16 protein-coding genes, 1 pseudogene and 1 riboswitch are annotated in these 19,425 nt (G+C 66.9%); of the genes and pseudogenes, 8 read left to right on the top strand and 9 right to left on the bottom strand.

Annotated features, from left to right (window positions below):
• Positions 1–8: 8 nt before the first annotated feature.
• From OG921_RS07800 to OG921_RS07825, 6 genes and pseudogenes are all read right to left on the bottom strand, one after another.
• Positions 9–143: a hypothetical protein gene (locus tag OG921_RS07800; protein WP_266111813.1), complete on the bottom strand. Its 135-nt coding sequence runs from the start codon at positions 141–143 to the stop codon at positions 9–11.
• 73 nt (positions 144–216) lie between these two features.
• A complete protein-coding gene (locus tag OG921_RS07805; RefSeq protein WP_266112274.1) occupies positions 217–1,359 on the bottom strand; it encodes an RNA polymerase sigma factor in 1,143 nt (380 codons plus the stop codon).
• A gap of 11 nt (positions 1,360–1,370) precedes the next feature.
• On the bottom strand, positions 1,371–1,778 hold the full coding sequence (locus OG921_RS07810) for a YciI family protein (protein WP_266112275.1): 408 nt from the start codon (positions 1,776–1,778) through the stop codon (positions 1,371–1,373).
• A 146-nt stretch (positions 1,779–1,924) separates the two neighbouring features.
• Positions 1,925–3,445 (bottom strand): annotated as a pseudogene (thiC, locus tag OG921_RS07815) (phosphomethylpyrimidine synthase ThiC); the annotation flags it as partial.
• Positions 3,438–3,563, bottom strand: a riboswitch (TPP riboswitch). (Overlaps the previous pseudogene by 8 nt.)
• Before the next feature lie 113 nt (positions 3,564–3,676).
• Positions 3,677–4,834 carry a hypothetical protein gene (locus OG921_RS07820; RefSeq protein ID WP_266111814.1) on the bottom strand — a complete coding sequence of 386 codons (1,158 nt, stop codon included), beginning with the start codon at positions 4,832–4,834 and terminating at the stop codon, positions 3,677–3,679.
• Complete coding sequence (locus OG921_RS07825; RefSeq protein ID WP_266111815.1) at positions 4,834–5,763, bottom strand: metal-dependent hydrolase; 930 nt, start codon at positions 5,761–5,763, stop codon at positions 4,834–4,836. Before OG921_RS07825 ends, OG921_RS07820 begins: the two co-directional genes overlap by 1 nt.
• A 158-nt stretch (positions 5,764–5,921) precedes the next feature.
• On the opposite strand from OG921_RS07825, the gene OG921_RS07830 reads away from it, so the two are divergent.
• Positions 5,922–6,536: a TetR/AcrR family transcriptional regulator gene (locus OG921_RS07830; protein WP_266112276.1), complete on the top strand. Its 615-nt coding sequence runs from the start codon at positions 5,922–5,924 to the stop codon at positions 6,534–6,536.
• 96 nt (positions 6,537–6,632) lie between these two features.
• On the opposite strand, the gene OG921_RS07835 is transcribed toward OG921_RS07830, so the two are convergent.
• On the bottom strand, positions 6,633–7,934 hold the full coding sequence (locus OG921_RS07835) for a class I SAM-dependent methyltransferase (RefSeq protein WP_266111816.1): 1,302 nt from the start codon (positions 7,932–7,934) through the stop codon (positions 6,633–6,635).
• Positions 7,931–9,373 carry an FAD-binding oxidoreductase gene (locus OG921_RS07840; protein WP_266112277.1) on the bottom strand — a complete coding sequence of 481 codons (1,443 nt, stop codon included), beginning with the start codon at positions 9,371–9,373 and terminating at the stop codon, positions 7,931–7,933. The genes OG921_RS07835 and OG921_RS07840 overlap by 4 nt, the downstream gene beginning before the upstream one ends.
• A 177-nt stretch (positions 9,374–9,550) precedes the next feature.
• On the opposite strand from OG921_RS07840, the gene OG921_RS07845 reads away from it, so the two are divergent.
• Complete coding sequence (locus OG921_RS07845) at positions 9,551–9,985, top strand: SRPBCC family protein (RefSeq protein ID WP_266111817.1); 435 nt, start codon at positions 9,551–9,553, stop codon at positions 9,983–9,985.
• A gap of 4 nt (positions 9,986–9,989) precedes the next feature.
• Here OG921_RS07845 and OG921_RS07850 read toward each other — a convergent pair whose 3' ends face one another.
• Positions 9,990–10,346: a VOC family protein gene (locus OG921_RS07850; protein ID WP_266111818.1), complete on the bottom strand. Its 357-nt coding sequence runs from the start codon at positions 10,344–10,346 to the stop codon at positions 9,990–9,992.
• A 161-nt stretch (positions 10,347–10,507) separates the two neighbouring features.
• Here OG921_RS07850 and OG921_RS07855 point away from each other — a divergent pair, with 161 nt between their 5' ends.
• From OG921_RS07855 to OG921_RS07880, 6 genes are all read left to right on the top strand, one after another.
• Entirely contained in the window at positions 10,508–10,822 is a 315-nt protein-coding gene (locus OG921_RS07855; protein WP_323182727.1) for a YbaB/EbfC family nucleoid-associated protein, read from the top strand.
• Between the two features lie 12 nt (positions 10,823–10,834).
• A complete protein-coding gene (gene recR / locus OG921_RS07860) occupies positions 10,835–11,443 on the top strand; it encodes a recombination mediator RecR (protein ID WP_266111820.1) in 609 nt (202 codons plus the stop codon).
• A 20-nt stretch (positions 11,444–11,463) separates the two neighbouring features.
• On the top strand, positions 11,464–12,282 hold the full coding sequence (locus tag OG921_RS07865; RefSeq protein ID WP_266111821.1) for a CPBP family intramembrane glutamic endopeptidase: 819 nt from the start codon (positions 11,464–11,466) through the stop codon (positions 12,280–12,282).
• Positions 12,283–12,368: 86 nt separating this feature from the next.
• Entirely contained in the window at positions 12,369–15,728 is a 3,360-nt protein-coding gene (locus OG921_RS07870; protein WP_266111822.1) for a DUF2126 domain-containing protein, read from the top strand.
• A gap of 156 nt (positions 15,729–15,884) precedes the next feature.
• On the top strand, positions 15,885–18,455 hold the full coding sequence (locus OG921_RS07875; RefSeq protein ID WP_266112278.1) for a circularly permuted type 2 ATP-grasp protein: 2,571 nt from the start codon (positions 15,885–15,887) through the stop codon (positions 18,453–18,455).
• Positions 18,452–19,378, top strand: coding sequence for a transglutaminase family protein (locus OG921_RS07880; protein ID WP_266111823.1), 927 nt, complete (start codon positions 18,452–18,454; stop codon positions 19,376–19,378). The genes OG921_RS07875 and OG921_RS07880 overlap by 4 nt, the downstream gene beginning before the upstream one ends.
• Positions 19,379–19,425: the final 47 nt, after the last annotated feature.

Below are 19,425 nucleotides of genomic sequence, written 5' to 3' on the forward strand. Positions count from 1 at the left end.
GTTGTCGCTCATAGTCTTTCGCGCACCCAGGCGGAGACCAGCGCCGCGGTGTCGACCGGCGAACGGCTCGTGGTGTCCAGCAACGTCATTGGTGGTTCGGTGTGGGTCGCGTTCGCTGCGACCCAGTCGTTGAACTCGAGCATTTCGGCTATGAATGCCGCCTTTGTCGACGGTCTGCATCGCACTCTGACATTTCGGACAAATCGCTTCGTCGGGTTACCGCCGCATGGCGTTGAGCCGGGCGGCTTGTCGGTTCAGGTGGTCGCGCTCGGCGAGGTTGGCTGCCTTGTACGCCGCCTCGGCGTACAGGTGTGCTGCCGTCGCGGGGTCGCCGTCGCGCTCGTGCAGGTACGCCGCGACCGCCGCATAGCGGGGCAGGGAATCGTCGAGTTCGGCGAGGGCGGCCAGACCGGCCCTGGCGCCGTCGGCCTCGCCCACCGCGACGGCGCGGTTGAGCCGAGCAATGGGACTGTCGGTGATCCGGACCAACTCGTCGTACCACTCGACGATCTGCACCCAGTCGGTGTCCGCGGCGGTCGGAGCGTCGGCGTGCAAAGCCGCGATGGCGGCCTGAGCCTGGAATTCGCCGAGTCGATCGAGGGCCAGCGCCGCCTGCAGGATCTCGACGCCCTCGGCGATCGACTCGGTGTCCCACCGGTCGCGGTCCTGCTCGGCGAGCGGCACCAGACTGCCGTCGGGCGCGGTCCGGGCGGCGCGCCGAGCGTGGTGCAGCAGCATGAGTGCGAGCAGCCCCGCCACCTCGGGATGGTCGATCGCGTCCGCGAGTTGCCTGGTGAGCCGGATGGCCTCGGCGGCGAGATCGACGTCGCCCGAATAGCCCTCGTTGAAGACCAGGTAGAGCACCCGCAACACGGTGGCCACGTCGCCCGGCTGGTCGAACCGCACGCCGGAGACGGTGCGCTTGGCGCGGCTGATGCGTTGCGCCATGGTCGCTTCGGGCACCAGGTAAGCCGCCGCGATCTGCCGGGTGGTCAGTCCGCCGACGGCGCGCAGCGTGAGCGCAACCGCGGAGGCCGGCGTCAACGACGGGTGGGCACACAGGAAGTAGAGCGCGAGCGTGTCGTCGGCATCGGGCGCGGGTCCCGGCACCGGCTCCTCGTCCGCGCGGTCCTCACGCCGGCGCCGGGCCGCGTCCGCCCGCGTTGCGTCGACGAACTTGCGCCACGCCACCGTGACCAACCAGCCCTTCGGGTCTCGCGGCGGGTCGTCGCGCCAAACCCGAACCGCCTCGACCAGCGCGTCCTGTACGGCATCCTCGGCCGCCGCGAAGTCTGCTCCGCGGCGGACGAGGATCCCGAGCACATTCGGCGTGAGGCTCCGGAGCAGGAGCTCGTTCACTCCGGCTGTGTTCACTCGGTGATCGTGGGCGGCTCGGTCAGGAACGGACGAACCTCGAGCCACTCGTGGATCGGCTTCCCGCCCGCCCCCGGGGCGGCCGACAGCTCCCCGGCCAGCTCGATGGCGCGCGCATAACTGTCGACGTCGATTGCCATCCAGCCCGCGATGAGGTCCTTGGTCTCGGCGAACGGGCCGTCGGTGACGGGCGGGCGACCCTCTCCGTCGTATCGGACGAAAGTCCCCTCGGGGGCGAGCGCCTGACCGTCGACGAGTTCGCCGGTGCTCTCCAGCCGGGCCGCAAAATCATTCATGTACTGCATGTGGTCCGAGATCTCCTCGGGCGTCCACTGGTCCATGGGCACGTCGTTGACCGCAGCCGGGGCGCCGCGGTAGTGCTTGAGCAGCAAGTACTTGGCCATCGTGTTCTCCTCGGTGGTGGTGCGACCCATTCTGGTCGCGTTCGGACCGGGGACGAAGCCGCTCACGAGTTCTCGACATCGCCGGCGGAAGTTTCTCGATCGGCCACGATCGGCAGGTGCACGTGGCCATCACGTTCGGCGAGCGCACGCACATCCGCGGAGATCCGCATCGAGCAGAACTTGGGTCCGCACATCGAGCAGAAGTGCGCATTCTTCGCCGGTTCCGCGGGCAGCGTCTCGTCGTGGAAGCTGCGCGCCGTGTCGGGATCGAGCGCGAGGTTGAACTGGTCCTCCCAACGGAACTCGAAGCGCGCCGTGGACAGTGCGTCGTCGCGTTCCTGTGCGTGCGGGTGGCCCTTGGCCAGATCGGCCGCGTGTGCGGCGATCTTGTAGGCGATGACGCCGACCTTCACGTCGTCGCGATCGGGCAGGCCGAGGTGCTCCTTCGGCGTGACATAGCAGAGCATCGCGGTGCCGGCCTGCGCGATGATCGCCGCCCCGATCGCGGAGGTGATGTGGTCGTAGGCCGGGGCGATATCGGTGGCCAGCGGACCGAGGGTGTAGAACGGTGCCTCTTCGCAGAGTTCCCGTTCGAGCGCGACGTTCTCGGCGATCTTGTGCATCGGGACGTGCCCGGGCCCCTCGATCATCACCTGCACACCATACGATTTCGCGATCCGGGTGAGCTCTCCGAGCGTGCGCAGCTCGGCGAATTGCGCGGCATCGTTCGCGTCTGCGATCGAACCCGGCCGTAGTCCGTCGCCGAGCGAGAACGTCACATCGTAGCGACGCAGGATCTCGCAGAGTTCGTCGAAGTGCTTGTACAGGAAGGACTCTCGCTTGTGCGCGAGGCACCATGCGGCCATGATGGACCCGCCGCGGGAGACGATGCCGGTGACCCGATTCGCGGTGAGCGCGATGTACTCGCGCAGCACCCCGGCATGCACGGTCAGGTAGTCGACACCCTGCTCGCACTGCTCGATCACGGTGTCGCGGTACAACTCCCAGCTCAATCGCACCGGGTCGCCGTTCACCTTCTCCAGCGCCTGATAGATCGGCACCGTGCCCACCGGGACCGGCGAGTTGCGCAGAATCCATTCGCGCGTGGTGTGAATATCGCGACCGGTGGACAGGTCCATGATCGTATCGGCGCCCCACCTGGTCGCCCAAACCATCTTCTCGACCTCGTCGGTGATCGAACTGCGCACCGCGGAATTGCCGATATTCGCGTTGACCTTCACCGTGAACGCCGCCCCGATGATCATCGGCTCGATCTCCGGGTGCCGGTGATTGGCCGGAATCACGGCCCGGCCGGCCGCCACCTCGGCACGGACGAATTCGGGTGTGCAGCCCTCACGTGCAGCGCAATAGCGCATCTCCGGCGTGCGGAAACCGGCACGCGCCCAGGCGAGTTGGGTCGCGGCACCGTCGATCGGTTCGGGCCGGGCCCAGGTGTCGCGGTGCTTCGGTAGCCCGGTGGAAAGGTCGATGATCGCGTGCGGGTCGGTATACGGACCGGACGTGTCGTAGACGTCGAAATGGTCACCGTTGGTCAGGTCGATGCGCCGGGTGGGCACGGCCAGACCGTCCACGTCGAGATACACCTTGCGGCTTCCGGAGATCGGACCCGACGTGACGGTGGCACGGTCGATTGCAACACTGCTCATGATTCTCGCTCCCTACGCCGGCATTACCCGGTCAGGTTCATACGGTCGACGGCCCTGCCGCTCTCGATGAGCTAGCCGTCCTCTCAGCCCGCTGGTGCGAGCCCCCGTGAGGATGTGAAGTTGTTGTTCGCCGCCACCGTAACGCAAGACGCCCACCGGGATCCGAGAACGGACCGCCGGTGGGCGTGTCGTAGAGCGGGCTACCGGCCGAAACTTCTCGGCGGACAGCGATCAGCGCGGAGCCAGGTGCTCCTCGCGGGACGCGGGAGGAGTGCGGTCGGCACGCTCCTCCCGCGGAATCGTGAAAGTGGCAACGACGCACAGGATGGCAATCACGAAGCAGGCCAGCGTGTACCAGGGACTGCCGATCGGGTCGCCGTTGTCGGTTGCGCCGTCCGTGGCGTCGAGGAAGTCGGGCAGTGCGGTCGCCCAGAGCAGCACGAACACCGCCAGGTAGATGATCGCGTAGATCTGCACGAATCGGTTCGTATACCGCGGCGCGGTCGCGTCGCTGCGCTGCCGCCGCCACTGCGCGACGAGGGCCCAGACTGCGACGACCGACACGACGATCAGCTCTGCGGCATAGAGGAAGCCACGGACCGTGTCGCTATTCGCGCCGAGAACCGTTGCGGGAATGGGCAGCAGGAAGGTGCCCACCGACGCCAGCACGCCGATCACGATGGTGCGCCCCACCAGTTCGAACCCGCTGAAACGGCGACCTGCGTCGACGTGCCGACCGACGAACCACTGCACGCACAGCGCCAGCGACATCGGCCACAGCGCGGCGAACACCACCACGCTCGGCAGCGGAACGGAATCGAACATCGGCTGATTCATGGAGTTGTCGATCGACCACTCCCACCACCGCAGCTGCGGCCCGAGGTGGTCGAAGATCTCGTAGAACGCGTGGTGCACGAAGCCGACGGCCATCGCACCGACGATGACGCCGTACCGGAGGCGGAAAACCCCGAGCATGCGCACGATTTCGAACGCGATCGTCGCCATGAAGGGATAGATCGCGACGATGTAGAGCGGCAGTCGTCCCCACATGAAGTCAACGGTGAAGACGTTGTGCGCGAACATCGTGTCGACGTGTTCATCGATGCCGAACTGGGCCGGGAAGTACAGCGGCGGTTCGATGATGAACAGGTATGCCGTGGCGCCGAACCACACCACGAGGTTGGTCGGGTCGCCGTACCGGCGCAGCCGCAGGATTGCGTAGACCAGTGCGAGCACCGCGCCGACGACGATCGTCAGCTCGAGGACCGGAAGGGTCCAATTCTCCAGGCCGAACGGGTTGCGGAACTCGACGATGCCGCCGGCTTCCTCGCACGAAAAGCCGAGCCGCGTGGCGAGCTGCTCGAAAGTGGTCGCACACAGGTCCGACATCAGACCACCTCTTTCCGGTCCGCGGTATACCAGCGGGTCACGTCGTAGCCCTCGTCGTACTTGCGGAACCACTTGTCGGCAAGTGCCGGGAGCTTCTCGTGGCCGGGATTGTGCTTGGGCATCTGGCTGCGCACAACGCCCCCTAGCGCGACGAGCTGCTCGCCGAGCGGCAGATCGTCGAAGGCGCGCGGCATCGGGCCGAAGTCCTCGTAACGCAGGCCCGGGATCAGCTTGCGCAGCTTCTGCTTGTTGCGGTGCTTGGCGAACATCGACAGTGAGTCGACGGCGCGTTCCTCGAGCGGCACGTGCTTGTTGAATCCGGCGCAGGCAATCCGGATCGTGTCCATCACGTGCTTGAAGATCGAAGGCGCCATGCGCATCCGGTACAGCTCGTTGTCGACCATGGAACGGAAGATGACCAGCGCGGAGCTGCGATGCTCGATCTCCTCGACGAAGTGCCAGAGGAACAGCGACGCGACCCGGTCGTCGCCGGGACGAAACAGCGTCGAGTCGTGGTCGAGCATCAGCTTGAACACCGGAGTGAAGGTGGCCTCGAGATCGGCGGTGTAGGCGAGCCGGTACTCGATCGGCTTGTTCGCGGTGAGGTCGTCGAACATGCCGAGCACCTCGTCGAGCGTCTCCTGCAGCCCGGGGTACCGCCTGATCAGGCCCTTGACGTGCTGCCGGTGGGCCGTCGAGTGCTGCCCCTCCTGGCGGACGAAAGCGTCGGCTTCCTCGGCGATCGTGGGATCGGTGATCAGGGGCATCGCCTCCTTGATCAACTGCACGATCATCTTCTCGAAACCGATCGCAAGGAACGACACCGCGTTGGCCATCGAGGAAAAGGCCGGGTTCTGCTCGTTCCAATTGAACGGAACGTCGGTTTCCGCGAACGCGAAGCGCATCTTTCGGACGATTAGGTCGGTCACGGCTGGATTACCTCGGGCTTTCCTGGGACAGGGCTGCTGCGGTGGCGGCGCTCACAGTGAGCGCCGCCACGTTGCGGTGATCATACACATCGCGCGTCAGATGTATGATTACTCCTGGAGCGCGGATGCGCATCGGATCGTTCGAGCCAAAGGCGGGAATGGCACGCAGGCGTGGGTGGGGTGGCAGTCCGCCGGCCAGTGATGACGAGGCGGTCGCGCGGATCGTCGACGCCGCAGTGGATGTGATCGCCCGAACCGGCACCGCGATCAGCATTGCCGACGTCGCGGATTCGCTCGGCGTCATCCGTCAGACGGTGTACCGGTACTTCCCCAGCGCGGATGCGCTCATGACGGCCGCCGCGCTGGCCTCGGTGGACGGATTTCTCGATCGGCTCGCCCAGCACGTGCACGGATTGGACGATCCGGTCGAGGCGATGGTCGAGGGCGTGCTGTTCACCCTGGCCGACGTGCGGCGTACACCCCACCTCGGGATATTGCTTATCGGCACCGACGCCGGTGTTCACCCCGACAGCTTGGTATCCGACGAGGCGCGAGCATTCGGAATGACGATGATCAACCGGTTCGACGTGGATTGGCCCCGGTACGGCTATGACGACGCGGCGTTGCTGGACCTCGTCGAATACGTGCTGCGCACGATGCAGTCGCTGTTCATCTCCCCGGGCAACCCTCCGCGGGAGGCCAGTGAATTACGTCGCTACCTGCGGCGCTGGATGGGGCCCGCGATCCTTGCCCAGCGGGCCACGCAGCACTAACTACGCGTCCCACCGCGTCTAACGGTGGTCCGCTACGCGTCCCACCGCGTCTAACGGTGGTCCGCTACGCGTCCCACCGCGTCTAACGGTGGTCCGCTACGCGTCCCACCAGGGCCGCAGGGGCAGGTTCGCCGCGCCGTTCGCGTCGAGCTTCACGCCGAGCACCTGATGCAGTTGAACGACGTTGCGCTCGAAGCCGAGCCGGGACCCAGCCATGTACAGGCCCCAGACCTTCGCGGTGCCCTCGCCGACCTCGGCGACGCAGGCGTCCCAGTTGTCGACCAGGTTCGTGCACCACTCGGCAAGCGTGAGCGCGTAGTGCTCGCGGAGATTCTCCTCGTGCCGCACCTCGAGTCCGACGTTCTGAATGTCGGTGATGATGCGCCCGGACCCGATCAGCTCGCCGTCCGGGAAGACGTAGCGGTCGATGAAGCCGCCCGCACGAGAGCTGCGAGTGTTGTCCGGCCTGGTGATGCAGTGGTTGAGGAAAAGGCCGCCGTCGCGCAGTTTCGAGGAGATGAATCCGAAGTATGCCGGGTAGTTCTGCACACCGATGTGCTCGGTCAGTCCGATCGAGGACACCGCATCGAAGCCGGTTTCGGCCACGTCGCGATAGTCGGAGTGCCGGACTTCGGCCAGATCGGAGAGTCCTTCCTCCGCGATCGCCTTCTGCGCCCACTCGGCTTGCTGCTTGGAGAGCGTCGCACCGATCACCTTCACGCCGCGGCGGGCCGCGTAACGCACCATCGAGCCCCAGCCGCAACCGATGTCGAGCAACCGATCGCCCTCTTTCAAGCGCAGCTTGTCGAAGACCAGGCGGTACTTGTTCTCCTGCGCCTGCTCGAGGGTCCAGTTCTCGTCGCCGTAGGCGGCGCAGGTGTAGGCCATCGACGGGCCGAGCACGTACTCGTAGAAGGTGTTCGAGACGTCGTAATGGTGATGGATCACCTCGGCATCGCGAGTCTTCGAGTGCCGCAGGCCTTCCGCGATCCGACGCCAGCGCGGCAGCGTCTCCTGCGGCGGCGGCGCGATCGGCCGCAGCCGCTCCCAGCCGAGTGCGCGCGTGATCGCGGCGAGCTCCCGTGCCGCCGGACGGCGGAACTTCAGATCCTGCAGCACTTTCAAGATCTCGTACGGATCGCCCGGGTGGACGCCGCTGGCCTTCATGTCACCCGCGACGTACGCACGTGCCATGCCCAGATCGCCGGGTGCGGTTGCCAAGTAGTTGATTCCGCGCGGATCGACGATGTCGAGCGCGAACGCCGAATCCAGGGGTCCGACCGTGCTGCCGTCGTAGGCGTTGACCCGTAGTGGGAGGGGCCCTTCGACAACGGTCTGCACGACGTCGGCAATGCTCAGCTTCGCCGTGGTGTCGGGATGTGTTTTGAACGTGGTCATTTCCGTTGCACCGCCTTCGAATACAGATCGAGTAATCTTTGGTTGGGGTCGAAGCGTTGCTTCAGCTCAGGGTACCGGTCGCCGCCGTACAGTTCGGCGAATTCCCCCCGGTCGTAGTACGAATCCGAGTACAGCGACTTGTGGCCATCGAGTTCGCTCACCTTGCGTTCGATCGCCCGGTTGGCCGCGCCGTCGGGTTGACCTGAAATGGTCGGCACCGACGACCAGAATCCAACGTTGACGTAGGTTCGGTTCGGCTCCAAGGGGTAGAGCGGCCACCTGCGGTCGCTGTCCGCGCCGATCGGCCCCGGCTCGCGCAACCGCAAGGGACACAGCCAGATCGGCTCGATCGGTATCTCGGCCAGGAACCACTCGAGAAACTCGGCCGTGCGATCGGCAGGCACTTCGATGTCCTGCACCACCCGTTCGCGCGGGGGGTTGCCCTTGCGTGCCTCGATCCGGTCGGCGATGCCGTACTTGTGATCGAGCGCGATGAGTTTCCAGTAGAAGCTGCTGCGCAGGTAGCGCTTCGGCCAGAACCGGCGGATCCGCGGATTCTGCGTGCCGAACGCGCGCGAGCACCAGAACCAGTCGGTGTCCCAGCGCCACAGGTAGTCGTGGATGGTCAGGCGATCGCGTTTGGTCGCCGGGCCGGTGTGCCGAATCGACTGGTAGAAGATGTTCATTCCGGTGTAGTCACTCACCGGTCCCGGCTCGTCGGTCTGCCGGCCGAGCACGAGATAGCTTTCGCCCGCATCGAATACCACGCCATCGAGGTAATCCACCGGCTCGCCGTCGTGGCTGCGGTCGACCACGATGCGCTCGATCGCCCGCTCGAGTTCGTGCAGGTCATGAAACCGGACGTGGCGCAAGTCGACATACGGCTGCACGGTCTCGAGTTCGATCTTCAGCCGCGTCGAATACCCGAGCGTGCCGTAGGAATTGGGGAAGCCGCGGAAGAGATCGGCGTTTTCGTTGTCCGGAGTCGCGGTGATGATTTCACCGGCGCCGGTGAGGATGTCGATCTCGAGCACCGACTCGTGCGGCAGCCCATTGCGGAACGAGGTGGACTCGATGCCGAGTCCGGTCACCGCGCCGCCGAGGGTGATCGTCTTGAGTTGCGGCACCACCAGCGGCGCAAGGCCGTAGGGAAGGGTTGCGGCGACCAGGTTCTCGTAGGTGGTCATGCCCGCGACGTCGGCGGTTTTGGTGGCCGGGTCCACCTCGATCACCCGCTCCAGGCCGGAGACGTCGAGTCCGGGGGCGGTGTTCTTCGCCCGCGCGCGGAACAGGTTCGAGGTCTTCTTGGCCAGGCGCACATTGGCATCGGTGGGGATGGCGCGATAGCTCGCGAGTAGCCGCTCGACCCCGGCGCGATGAGCCGCCCAGCCGGACTCCAGCGCGCTCGCGGCCCGACCGGTGCGGTTGTTCGCCGTGATTGCCACAGTGCTGACGCTATCGCTAGTCGGTGGTTCGAGCGAGCGAGAAAGCGACATGGCAAGGAGATTACTGCGGCTAATCAACTTGTTGCTGGGTGGGGCGGGCCGTTCCTGTGCCGATCGGCCGCAAAGGCAGGATGGGGGCGAGCACACGCACATCGACGAACGGGGTTTTTCGTGGGACAGGTCAGCGCAAGCAGCACGGCGACCATCGACGCTGCACCGGAACGCGTGCTCACGGCGCTGTCCGACTACCAGGACGTGCGGCCGCGCATCCTGTCCGCGCACTACCGCGACTATCGGGTGGTGTCCGGCGGCAAGGGCGACGGCACCGTCGCGCATTGGACGCTGCAGGCGACCGAGAAGCGCTCGCGCAACGTCGAGGCGACCGTCACGGTGGCGAACAACACAGTGACCGAACGCGACCTCAACTCGTCGATGGTCACCACGTACTCCGTCGCGCCGAGCGGGTCCGGGTCCACAGTCACCACCAAAACCGAATGGACCGGGGCAGGCGGCATCGGCGGGATCTTCGAGGGCATCTTCGCGCCGCTCGGTCTGAAGAAGATTCAGGCCGAGGTGCTGGCGAACCTGAAGAAGGAACTGAGCTGACGCACTAACCGCCGATATCGAAGAGATTGCCCTCCGGATCGCGCAGCGTGGTCCAGGTGGCGCCGTACTCGTCGAAGTCGGCGACCGGCTCGGCGCCGAGCCCGATCGCCCGCTGGACTTGCTCGGCCCGGTCCGGCGCGACCAAGTCGAGGTGGACGACGTTCTTTCCCGGCGTCTTGTCCGGTACCCGGATGAAGAACAGCGCCGGCTGTGCGCCCGCGCCGCGGCCGACACTGGCGAAGAACTCGCTCGCCTGCGGCTCCTGATCGACCGGGAGCTCGAGCAGGTCGGACCAGAACCGGGCCAGCGTCGAAGCGTCGCCGGTGCAGTCGAAGGTGACTTGGCCGATGCGTAGCGGCATGGCTGCTCCTCGTTCGGTTGGGATTGGCCTCCGTGCACATTCTCGGCGCGTATCGACGGATTTCCGTACCGAACGGCGCAGAATGTGCGTTCAGCCCCGGCGGCTACGCTGGCTGTAACCGAGGAGAGGACTCGTAAGTGCAACCCGGACAGCAGCCCGACATGCAGCAGATCCTTGCGCAAGCGCAGCAGATGCAGCAGCAGTTGATGGCGGCGCAGGCCGAGATCGCGTCCACCGAGGTCACCGGACAGGCCGGTGGCGGGCTGGTCACCGCGACGGTGAAGGGCAGCGGTGAGATCGTCTCGCTGTCGATCGACCCCAAGGTCGTCGATCCCGACGACGTCGAGACATTGCAGGACCTGGTCATCGGTGCGTTCACCGACGCCTCGGCCAAGGCGCAGCAGATCGCGAGCAGCCGGCTCGGGCCGCTTGCCGGTGGCCTCGGCGGTTCGCTGCCGGGTCTGCCGGACTTCTAGGCCCGCGCACACGTGTACGAGGGTCCGGTTCAGGATCTGATCGACGAACTCGGCAAGCTGCCCGGCATCGGTCCCAAGAGCGCGCAACGTATCGCCTTCCATCTGCTTTCCGTCGAGCCGCCCGATCTGGACCGGTTGTCGGCGGCGTTGCAGCGGGTGCGCGACGGCGTGCAGTTCTGCGTCGTCTGCGGCACCGTCGCCGACCACGAACGGTGCCGAATCTGCTCGGACCCGCGCCGCGACCGGACCATGATCTGCGTCGTCGAGGAGCCCAGGGACGTGCAGGCAATCGAGCGCACCCGCGAATTCCGCGGTCGGTACCACGTCCTCGGCGGCGCGCTCGATCCGCTCAGTGGCATCGGACCCGACCAGTTGCGGATACGAGAACTGTTGGCGCGGATCGGCGAAGAGGACGACGGAGTCCGCGTCGCCGAGGTGATCATCGCCACCGATCCGAACACCGAGGGTGAGGCGACCGCGACCTACCTGGTGCGGATGTTGCGCGATTTCCCGGGCCTCGCGGTCACCAGGTTGGCGTCCGGGCTGCCGATGGGCGGGGATCTCGAGTTCGCCGACGAGCTGACGCTCGGCCGCGCGCTGTCCGGCCGCCGCGCTATGTAGGACTGTCCTAGTCTGACGCGGTGAGCACCGAGAACGCCGGGACGACGCCGCCCACGTCGGGCCGCAGCAGCCTGTCCTACCTCGCTTTTGCCGGGATCGTCATCGCCTACCTGGTGATCATCCAGCTCGGCGGCATCCTGATCGAGCGCTGGAGCGACGAGGACGACATTTTCACCACCCGCGCAGTGATCTTCGCGATGCTGATCCCGATCGGGCTCGCCCTGGTGTTCACCTACGGTGTTATCGCTCGGCTGGGCTGGTGGCGGCAGGTATTCGTGGAGGAGCGGCCGGTCAACCGTTGGTTGTGGGTGGTGCCCGGTGTTCTGCTCGTCGCGATCCTGGTCGGCATCGATTACGGCGCACTCGGGGAGCAGGGCTGGCTGTTCGTCGTCACCCTCCTGGTCGCCACTCAATTTGTCGGCTGGGGCGAGGAGGGCATGTTCCGCGGCATCGGCGTGACGATGTTGCGCAGCCACGGCCTGAGCGAGGGGCGGGTCGCACTGTGGTCGAGCCTCGTTTTCGGCGTGGTGCACATGTCGAACGTCTTCTCGCATGGTCTTTCCGCCGTACCGCAGGCGATCATCGTCAGCCTCGCGGGGTATTTCTTCTATCTCACTCGGCGGGTCTCGGGCAGCAACGTACTCAACTCCGTACTGCACGGGCTCTTCGACTTCGCTTTGCTCAGCGGTTCGGCAATTCTGCTCGACCAGGCGGTCTACCCCGGGTCCCTCGCGCCCGTCCTGGTCTACCCGGTGCTCGCCATCGTTCTGTTGATCAAGCGACATGACATCGAGCCGCAGCACCCCACAGCCGACAGCCAGGAGGCCGCTCGCACCTAGCAGGCCACCCCCCCGGAGGGAAGTCTCACAGCCCGTGCGCACGCTCCGACGGTGCGGGCGGGACCCAGCTGTGGTGTGATTTTCGAATGGCCATCAAGGTTGCACTCGAACACCGCACGACGTATTACTTCGACCGCCTCGTCGAGGTGCATCCGCACGTGGTGCGGCTGCGACCGGCCGCCCATTCGCGCACCAAGATCGATGCCTATTCCTTGAAGGTCGAGCCGGCCGATCACTTCATCAACTGGCAGCAGGACGCCTTCGGCAATTACCTGGCGCGCCTGGTCTTTCCGGAGCGCACCGACAAGCTCGAGATCACCGTCGGCCTGATCGCCGACATGGCCGTGATCAACCCGTTCGACTTCTTCATCGAGGAGTGGGCCGAACACATCGGCTTCGAGTACCCGACCGATCTGCGGGCCGAGCTCGCGCCGTACCTGGCCCAGGTCGACGAGGACGGCGAGGGGTCGGGGCCGGGCGCGCTGGCGCAGCGCTGGGTCAAGGAGTTCGCCGGCGACCGAACCGAGACCGGCTGGGCGAACTTTCCCGACGCGACGCGCACCATCGATTTCCTGGTCAAGCTCAACGACAAGCTGCGCACCGACATCACCTACTCGCTGCGCATGGAGCCGGGTGTGCAGTCGCCGGATCACACGCTGCGCACGGCGGTCGGGTCGTGCCGCGACTCGTCCTGGCTGCTGGTGTCGGTCCTGCGTCAGCTCGGCCTGGCGGCCCGCTTCGTCTCCGGTTACCTGATCCAGCTCACCTCCGACGTTCCGGCACTCGACGGTGGCCCGTCCGGCCCGGCCGCCGATTTCACCGATCTGCACGCGTGGACCGAGGTTTTCCTACCCGGTGCGGGCTGGGTCGGTCTCGACCCGACGTCGGGTCTGTTCGCCGGTGAGGGCCACATTCCGCTCTCAGCGACACCGACGCCCGCCTCGGCGGCGCCGATCACCGGGGCGACCGGCAAATGCAAGTCGACGCTGGATTACGAGAACGTCGTCCGGCGTATCCACGAGGATCCCCGCGTCACGTTGCCCTACACGGAGCAGCAGTGGGACAAGGTCACCGCGCTGGGCGCGCGGCTCGACGAGCGCATGGCGGAGGCGGATATCCGGCTGACGATGGGCGGCGAACCGACCTTCGTTTCGATCGACAACCTGACCGACCCGGAGTGGACCACCGCCGCGGACGGCCCGCACAAGCGCGAGCTGGCCAGCGACCTCGCCGCGCGGCTCAAGAAGATTTACGCCCCGACCGGCCTGGTGCAGCGCAGTCAGGGCAAGTGGTATCCGGGAGAACCGTTGCCGCGTTGGCAGATCGGATTGCTCTGGCGCACGGACGGCGAGTCGATCTGGTCCGATCCGGAGCTGCTCGCCGACCCGTGGAATCCGGACGCCGACTACGGTTCGCCCGACCACGAGACCGCCAAGGCGCTCATCGCGCATATCGCGGACGAGCTCGCGCTGCCCGACACGCAGGTGCGGCCGTTCTTCGAGGACCCGCTGGCCCGGCTCGCCGCGACGGTCCGACAGCCGGACGGCCCGCCGGTCGAGGAGAGTGACGATCTCGAACCGGGCGCCGATTCCACCGCGACGCGTGCCGCATTGCTCGCTCGGCTCGAGGCGACGGTCAACGAGCCGAACGGCTATCTGCTTCCGCTGCATCGCACGCCGGATGAGACCGGCTGGGCCAGCTCCGACTGGCGGCTGCGGCGCGGCCGAATCGTGCTGCTGGAAGGCGATTCCCCGGCGGGTCTGCGCCTGCCGCTCGGCGCGATCTCATGGCAGCAGCCGCCGTCCGCGATTCCCGCGGATCCGATCGAACCGAAGCATCAGTTCGTTTGGGCCCCGCGGGATGAGGCGGCGGTCGTTACGCCCCCCGAGCAAGCCGAGGTCACCGCGCTGGTGGCCGAGGTTCGCGACGGCCTGCTCTACGTGTTCCTGCCGCCGATCGAGAATGCCGCGGACTTCCTCGATATCGTCGGCCGGGTCGAGGACGCGGCGGCCGCGGTCGGCCAACCGGTGGTGATCGAGGGCTACGGCCCGCCGCACGACGAGCGGCTGGAAAGCCTCACCATCACACCGGATCCCGGCGTGATCGAGGTGAACGTCCAGCCGACCGAGACGTTCGCCGAACAGGCCGATCTGCTCACCACGCTGTACGAGCAGGCGCGGCTGTCGCGGCTGTCCACCGAGTCGTTCGACGTCGACGGATCGCATCTGGGCACCGGCGGCGGTAACCACATCACGCTGGGCGGGCGCACCCCGGCACAGTCCCCGATGCTGCGCCGGCCGGACCTGCTGGTGTCGATGCTCACCTACTGGCAGCGCCATCCGGCGCTGTCCTACCTGTTTTCCGGGCGGTTCATCGGCACCACGTCGCAGGCACCCCGGGTGGACGAGGGACGGGAGTCCTCGCTCTACGAACTCGAGGTCGCGTTCGCCGAGATCCTGCGGCAGTGCCCCCGCGGCGAGGAGGGCCGGCCCTGGGTGGTGGACCGTGCGCTGCGGCATCTGCTCACCGATATCACCGGCAACACCCACCGCGCCGAGTTCTGCATAGACAAGCTCTACAGCCCGGATTCGGCCCGCGGCCGACTCGGCCTGCTCGAGCTGCGTGGCTTCGAGATGCCGCCGCACTTCCAGATGGCGATGGTGCAGTCGCTGCTCGTCCGCGGCCTCGTCACCCGGTTCTGGGAGGAGCCGCTGAAGGCTCCGCTGATCCGGCACGGCGCGAATCTGCACGGGCGATACCTGTTGCCGCACTTCATCATCAACGACATTGCGCGCGTTGCCGAGGACCTGCGCGAGTACGACATCGAGTTCGACACCGCGTGGCTGGACCCGTTCACCGAGTTCCGCTTTCCCCGGGTCGGCACCGCGGTGTTCGATGACGTGGAAATCGAGTTGCGCGGCGCGATCGAGCCGTGGAACACCCTCGGTGAGGAGTCCACCGGTACCGGCACCGCACGCTACGTCGACTCGTCGGTGGAGCGCTTGCAGGTGCGCCTGGTCGGTGCCGATCGCGGCCGGTATGTGTTGACCTGCAACGGATATCCGGTGCCGATGATGGCCACCGACAACCCGGATATCCAGGTCGCCGGGGTGCGGTTCCGGGCCTGGCAACCGCCGAGTGCGCTGCACCCGACCATCACCGTGGACGGACCGCTCACCTTCGACCTGGTCGAGGCGACGAGCGGACTTTCGCGCGGCGGCTGCACCTATCACATCAGCCACCCGGGTGGTCTGGCGCACGAGAATCCTCCGGTGAACGCAGTGGAGGCCGAGTCGCGGCGCAACCGGCGGTTCGAGGCAGCCGGACACACACCCGGCGTAGTGGATCTCGCCGACCTGCGCGAGCGGGCGGCGCGCCAGGGTGCCGATATCGGCGCTCCCGGACTGCTCGACCTCCGCCGGGTGCGGACGGTGCTGAGCCGCTGAGGGGCAATCGCAGCTGTGGGGGACAATCCATGGACACCGAATACCTGCCGACCATGACGGAATCGAAAGGAGGGCGCATCCGTGACACAGGAAGCGACCGGCCTTTCGGTGCCCGCGGCGGTACCGCCACGCACTGAGGCCCCGCGGCGCAACGACCTGCTCAACGGCTACCTGGCCGCGTCCGCGCAGTCGGCGCTGTTCGATCCGGCGAACCTGGCGAGTCCGCGCCCGTACGACGAGCTGATCGATCCGGACGGTGGCGTGCGCCCGGTGTGGCGCGACCTGTCCGACCAACTCGTCGGGGGCGGCGGCCCCGGGATGGTCCGGCTGATCGAGCACGTCGCCAGGTTGGTCGACAACGACGGCATCACCTACAACCCGGTGATGCAGGCGCCGCCGGGCGCCCCGGCCGCGCCGGTGGTGTGGCGGCTCGATCCGGTGCCGATGTTGCTCTCCGCCGAGGACTGGGACGTTCTCGAAGCGGGGCTGCTGCAGCGTTCCCGGTTGCTCGACGCGGTGCTCGGCGACCTGTACGGGCCGATGGATTCGGTGCGGCGCGGTCTGATCCCGCCGGAGCTGGTGTTCGGACATCCCGGATATGTCCGTGCGGCGCATGGTGTTCCGCTCCCCGAGCGATGTAAGTTGTTCATGCATGCCTGCGATGTCAGTCGGTGGCCGGACGGCCGCTTCCGGGTGAGCGCGGACTGGACGCAGGCGCCCTCCGGTGCCGGTTACGCACTCGCCGACCGCCGGGTGATGGCCCGCGCGATTCCCGAGGTCTTCGAACACGCCGCGCCGCGGCCGTTGACGGCGTTCGTCCGTGCGTTGCGTTCGGCGCTGATCGAGTCCGCATCCGAACAGGTCGAGCATCCGACCGTCGTCGTGCTCAGTCCGGGCACACATTCCGAGACAGCGTTCGATCAGGCTCATCTCGCATCGGTGCTCGGCTTCCCGCTGGTCGAAAGCGACGACCTCGTGGTGCGCGAGGGCAAGCTGTGGATGCGGGCGCTGGGCAGACTCGAACGGGTCCATGTCGTGCTGCGGCGCGTGGATGCCGAATTCGTCGATCCGCTCGACCTGCGTCCCGACTCGCATCTCGGCATCGTCGGGCTTGTCGAGGTGCTGCGTCGCGGTGCGGTCAGTGTGGTAAATACGCTCGGCAGTGGAGTGCTGGAAAACCCTGCGCTGCAAGGGCTGTTGCCAGAGCTGTCCAAGGCACTGCTGGACGAGGAGCTGCAGCTGGACAGCGTCCAGTCGTACTGGGGCGGTGATCCGGCGCAGCGTTCGCACCTGCTCGTCGAATTGCCCAATCTGGTCATCAAGCCGACCACCGGGGGGACGGTGATCGACGGCCGAACGCTCAACGCGGCGCAGCGCGCCGAACTTGCCGCCCGGATCGAAGCGCAGGGCTGGAAATGGGTTGGCCAGGAGCCGATTCAGTACGCGTTGAGCCCCGCCGCATCCGAGGTGGCGCCGTTCGACGCCGCACCGGCGGAGTTCCGCACGTTCACTATCGCGCAGGGCGCCGGCTACACCGCAATGGTCGGCGGGCTCGGCCGGGTGATGCGTCGCAGCCCCAGCGCGATCGTGGCGGAAAGCTTTGCGGCCAAAGATGTCTGGATCCGGGTCGGCGAGGTTGCGGCACGGACCGAGCCGGTGCGCGCGCCCGTCCTGCGCGAGGCCGAGCTGCCTGCGTTCCGAGCACCCGAGGTCGACGTGCTCAGCTCGCCACGTGTGCTGGCCGACCTATATTGGATGGGGCGCTACGCCGAACGGGCCGAAGACACCGCGCGGTTGCTCATCGCGACGCGGGAACGGTTCCAGGACTTCCGGTTCAGCCCCTGGCTCGACGGACACGAATGCGTGCCCGTGCTGCTCGGTGCGCTCACCCGGACCGACCCGGCCGCCCAGCAGGATCCGTTCGCAGCGGCAGGTGTGCAGCTGCGGGCGCTCACGGTGGACGAGCAGGTGCCGGGATCGCTGGCCGAATCCATCGACCATCTTGGCTATTCCGCACGAGCCGTGCGCGATCAGCTGTCGTCGGATACCTGGATGGTGCTCGGCTCGGTCGAGCGTGCGCTGTCGGAGTTCGAGCAGTCGGGCGCGTCGGACGACGCGAGAATGGCGAATGTGCACTCGGCGGTACTCGCCGGAATGCTCGCGCTCTCGGGGCTGAGTGCCGAGTCGATGGTGCACGACACCGGTTGGCACGTCACCGATATCGGCAAGCGCATCGAACGCGGCCTGCAGCTCGCGGCGTTGGTGCGGGCGACCCTGGCCCATCCGCTGCCGCCGGACGCGGAGGCGATCGTGACCGAGGCAGTACTTGTGGCAAGCGAATCCGCGGTGATCTTCCGTCGCCGCAGTAAGGGCAGCACCCGGATTGCCGCGGTGGCGCAGCTACTGCTGTTCGACGACGGCAACCCGCGGTCATTGGTCTATCAACTCGACATGTTGCGCAGAAACCTTCGGGCACTTCCGGATACCGAGGGATCGCCGCGTGCGGAGCGGCTCGTGGACGAGGCGCTCGCGAGGCTGCGGCGTGTCGACCCGGCCGACCTGGAAATCGTCGACGACGCGGGTGAGCGCGCCGAACTGGTCGGCCTGCTCGATGCGATGGACGCGGCATTGCGCGGCCTGTCGGACGCGTTCACCGAGACCAGGCTGTTGCTGCCGGGTGGTATCCAGCCGCTGTGGGGCGCCGGACCCGCGAGATTGGTGCCATGACCGCGGCCCGGCGATATCGCATCGAGCATCGCACCGTCTACTCGTACTCCAGCGTCGTCACCGGGTCCTTCGGCCGCGGCTACCTCACCCCGCGTGACCTGGCGCATCAGCGGTGCGTCTCGCATCGCGTCGTCGTCGATCCGGAACCGGAGGATCAGTCGTCGGGCACCGACGTGTACGGCAATATCGACTCCTACTTCCACGTCCTGTCCGAGCACGAGCGGCTGGTGGTCACCGGGGAGTCGATCGTCGAGGTCGACCCACCCGAGCCCGGCTGGTACTCCGAGGGAGCGGCCGCGGTGCCGTGGGAGAGCGCGCGCCCGTCCCGCACACACGGGCCGCTGGCCGCGGAGTTCGCGCTCGACCTCGAACCACCCGAGATTACTTCTGCGGTCGCCGAATACGCCGCCGAGTCGTTCACCCCGGGCCGTCCGCTCGGTGCGGCGATAGGTGAATTGTGCTCGCGGATCTACGCCGACTTCACCTACCGGTCCGGCTCCACCACGGTGTCCACCAAGGTCGCCGACGTTTTCGCCGCAAAGGAAGGCGTGTGCCAGGACTTCGCGCGCCTCGCGCTCGCCTGTGTGCGTTCGGTCGGCCTGGCGGGCCAGTACGTTTCGGGGTATCTCGCAACGGACCCGCCGCCCGGGCGTGAGCGGATGGTCGGCGTGGACGCGACGCACGCCTGGGCACGGGTCTGGGCGCCGAACGACCATTGGCTCGCATTCGACCCGACCAACGATCAGTTCGTCGACGAACGGTATGTGACGGTCGCGTGGGGGCGGGACTATGCTGACGTTCCACCTTTGCGCGGAATCATCTACACAGATTCGACCGAGGCCGGAATCGCGGTGTCCGTCGACGTCGCACCGTTGCCACCGGGATTGCCGACCGAAGGTGTAATCGAGTCGCCGATCGGGTAGTAGGTCGGCGAATCCATGCCCGAGAATGCTCGGTTCGTCACCAGGAG

It is taken from the genome of Aldersonia sp. NBC_00410 (assembly GCF_026342035.1).
Lineage (GTDB): Bacteria > Actinomycetota > Actinomycetes > Mycobacteriales > Mycobacteriaceae > Aldersonia.

Bases quoted from the DNA above. Each gene is read 5' to 3' on its own strand.
- OG921_RS07880 (WP_266111823.1), top strand. From the start codon at position 18,452: ATGACCGCGGCCCGGCGATATCGCATCGAGCATCGCACCGTCTACTCG.
- OG921_RS07820 (WP_266111814.1), bottom strand. From the start codon at position 4,834: ATGTCGGACCTGTGTGCGACCACTTTCGAGCAGCTCGCCACGCGGCTC.
- OG921_RS07855 (WP_323182727.1), top strand. From the start codon at position 10,508: ATGCAGCAGATCCTTGCGCAAGCGCAGCAGATGCAGCAGCAGTTGATG.
- OG921_RS07870 (WP_266111822.1), top strand. From the start codon at position 12,369: ATGGCCATCAAGGTTGCACTCGAACACCGCACGACGTATTACTTCGAC.
- OG921_RS07835 (WP_266111816.1), bottom strand. From the start codon at position 7,934: ATGACCACGTTCAAAACACATCCCGACACCACGGCGAAGCTGAGCATT.
- OG921_RS07850 (WP_266111818.1), bottom strand. From the start codon at position 10,346: ATGCCGCTACGCATCGGCCAAGTCACCTTCGACTGCACCGGCGACGCT.
- OG921_RS07810 (WP_266112275.1), bottom strand. From the start codon at position 1,778: ATGGCCAAGTACTTGCTGCTCAAGCACTACCGCGGCGCCCCGGCTGCG.
- OG921_RS07830 (WP_266112276.1), top strand. From the start codon at position 5,922: ATGGCACGCAGGCGTGGGTGGGGTGGCAGTCCGCCGGCCAGTGATGAC.
- OG921_RS07800 (WP_266111813.1), bottom strand. From the start codon at position 143: ATGCTCGAGTTCAACGACTGGGTCGCAGCGAACGCGACCCACACCGAA.